Here is a 3,046-nt window from a genome sequence, read left to right on the forward strand (position 1 = left end):
AATACAGTGAGTTCTTTTCTTCTTCCGTGAATTCTAGGTTAATCATGTTTTTAATGAGTGCTTTGCTTCTAATTATGACTCTTAAACTATATTATTGTCCTTGAGTAAAAAATGCAAGTTGTAGCCGTGCAAAGTATAGTACCAAATGTCAGCATTTCCGGGGCCTTGGAGATTTCTAGAGTTGGTATAGCCCAGGAAACCATTAATCGCCAAGTTCGGCGTGATGGTAAAGAACCCCGACGCACCGAAGGAATCACTGATCAATGGGGTGCCAAAAGGATTATTAGCCTGCCTAGTGCCGACAATACCAAAACTACTGCCGATGTCAAATAAATCTCCCCGATTTTGGTAGGCGTGGACGTAGGTGATCCCGAAACCCGATCGAGAATCGAGCCAAGCGATTTCGGCGATCGCAGCGTATTGACCATTAAAAAGACCACTACCCGGATTGGGATCGGCATGATTCCCGGCCAGATAACCCAAGCTGGCGATCCAGCGATCGCTCAGTTGATAGTTAAAGCCACCTCCCGCACCCCCACCGATCTGGTAAATGGGGTTGGCGGACGCAAATACGGTTAGCGCTTTTCCGCCGCCCGTACCGCTATCGAGATAGGGGTTCAGCGTCGGGATAAAATCGTAGGTGACACCATTGACCGCTCCAATATAGGCGGAAATGCGATCGCAAATGGGAAAATAATAGGCAAGCCAACCGATATTGACATTATTGTCTAGAGAGGGGACTAGGTTAAAGGATTGAGTAGCTTCCGGAGTCCCATCCCCCAGATTAAATCGTCGGGCATTACCGGCATCTAACCTTACGTTTAACTGGTCTTTGCCCGTAAAACTGCTAACGAACCGAAGACGCGCGCGATCTTGAAACACGGTATTGCTCCCCTCGCTCGCACCTTGAAAGGCATTGGCGACCACGAAAATCGCCTCACCCAGTAGTTTCGTGGTCGTCGAAAAGGAATGGTCTTCTAGGAAAGCAGCCCGGTTTTCTAGGTTATCCACTCTCGCCCCTAAAGCTCCTAACTCGGCCTGAAATTCCTGGGCAAGGCGCTTGAGTGTATCGAGATCTCGTTGGGCGATCGAAACCCCTGCTTGGAGCGATCGCTCGATCGAGTTTAAACAAGCATTCAAACCGGCGGCAAATTCCCAACGGGTTAAGGCGCGGTCGCCCCGATAGGTGCGGTCGGGATAGCCAACAATACAGCCATAGCGTTCCACTAACGATCGCAGTGCCTCGAACGCCCAGCCCGTCGGCGGAACATCGGCAAGTTGGGAAACAGAAGTGAGTTGCGCCATCGCTGGATCGGAATGGTTTTTCGACATATCGGTTAGCGGTAAACCCGAAGGGTCGATTTGAGCGAATGCGGGTACGGCAAAGAAAACGCTTCCCAGTAGGAGAGAAGGTCGCGATAACCAATTACAAGAGAGAAAAACCATCGAAATCCTCACATCCAAAAAATAGAGATAGTCGGTGTTTTTTGGCCAGACGAATCCTCGGAACCGCGCTCGATCGATTCCCATATCTCCGGCAGCAATTGAGAAAGTCTCGTTATCCCAAGCTGGTGCTGTAGCAGAATTCCAGGGTAAAACCGCAGAATCCTAAAACCTGGGGAATAGGAGTCCTATCTTGAGAACACGGGCAGAACTTCCGCCGCTTTGCCAACAGGCATTCCTCTTTTTCCTCCCCCTACGCTAGAAAAGGGGAGTGATTAGCTAAAAGGCAACAGATGCCCTAGTTTTTCCCGCTTTGTGAGCAAATACTGTTGATTGTGGTAGTTTGGAGGCATGACGAGAGGGATTCGCTCGACAATGTTGATCCCCCAATCTCGGAGACCCTGAACTTTTTGGGGATTATTAGTTAGTAAACGGATATCGGCTACCCCCAAATCCTTGAGAATATGCGCTCCCAGCCGATAGGTACGCCCGTCCGCCTCGAATCCTAGCCTCCTGTTGGCATCTACCGTATCTAGGCCGAGATCCTGTAGGGAGTAGGCCTTGAGCTTATTGATCAGACCGACACCCCGTCCCTCCTGTGGAAGATAGACCACAACCCCTTGTCCGGCGGTTTCGATCGATTTCAGGGCGATATGCAGTTGTTGGCGACAATCACAACGGGAGGAGCCGAGAACATCCCCGGTAAAACACTGGGAATGAATTCGGACCAGAGTCGTCCGATCGCCAAATTTGTCCGGATCGCCTTTGATGATCGCCGTCGCTTCCGAACCATCGAGGAGGTCGCGATAGGCGTAGATATTAAATTCGCCGAATTCCGTAGGGAGACGGGCGATCGCTTCCCGCAATACCGAGGGTTCTACCCGTTTGCGATAGCGGATCAGATCGGTGATTCGGATAATCGCTAGACCGTACTCGTCCGCGTAGCTCATCAACTCCGGTAAACGCGCCATCGAGCCGTTGGGGTTCTGGATCTCGCAGATTATTCCGGCGGGGTAGAGTCCAGCTAAACGAGCCAGATCCACCGCGGCCTCGGTATGTCCTGCCCGCTCGAAAACCCCACCCGCTCGCGCTCGGAGCGGGAAAATATGCCCCGGACGGCTGAGATCATCGGGGGTAGTGGTGGGGGAAAGCGCCACTTGGATGGTGCGGGAGCGATCGCTCGCCGATATCCCCGTAGTAACGCCGTGGTGCGGTGCCGCATCGATACTGACGGTGAAAGCGGTTTGATGGTGATCGCCATTTTTCTCCACCATCGGCGGTAATTGCAATTCGTCTAGGCGATCGCTGGTCATGGCCAGACAGATCAACCCCCTGGCCCGGGTAGGGCTGTTTCATTTAAATTAAGTATAGCTGATTTTGAGTCAATAAATTTGACCGAAGATTCTCAAGTTTATCTTTTTCTAATCAAAAGAGTTAGTCACAATAACTAATATTTAATCCTCTGCCAATATTTTGCCAATATTTATTATGAATAAATTGATAAAGCTTGTTCCCAAGCCACTAAAAGCCTATCTCTCTTCAAATTGTCTGAGAGTACATCCTGTTAATTTAGCTAATTTTTCCGCTTCTTACGTCGATAAAA

General features: G+C 50.3%; 1 protein-coding gene and 1 pseudogene. Both read right to left on the bottom strand.

Annotated elements, in window-relative coordinates:
• Positions 1–81: 81 nt before the first annotated feature.
• On the bottom strand, positions 82–1,530 hold the full coding sequence (locus IM509_RS23625) for an iron uptake porin (RefSeq protein WP_272079361.1): 1,449 nt from the start codon (positions 1,528–1,530) through the stop codon (positions 82–84).
• Between the two features lie 203 nt (positions 1,531–1,733).
• Positions 1,734–2,783: pseudogene (gene ribA / locus IM509_RS23630) on the bottom strand (GTP cyclohydrolase II); the annotation flags it as partial.
• Positions 2,784–3,046 lie beyond the last annotated feature (263 nt).

The sequence above is a fragment of the Microcystis sp. M31BS1 genome, from assembly GCF_020245285.1.
GTDB lineage: Bacteria > Cyanobacteriota > Cyanobacteriia > Cyanobacteriales > Microcystaceae > Microcystis > Microcystis panniformis.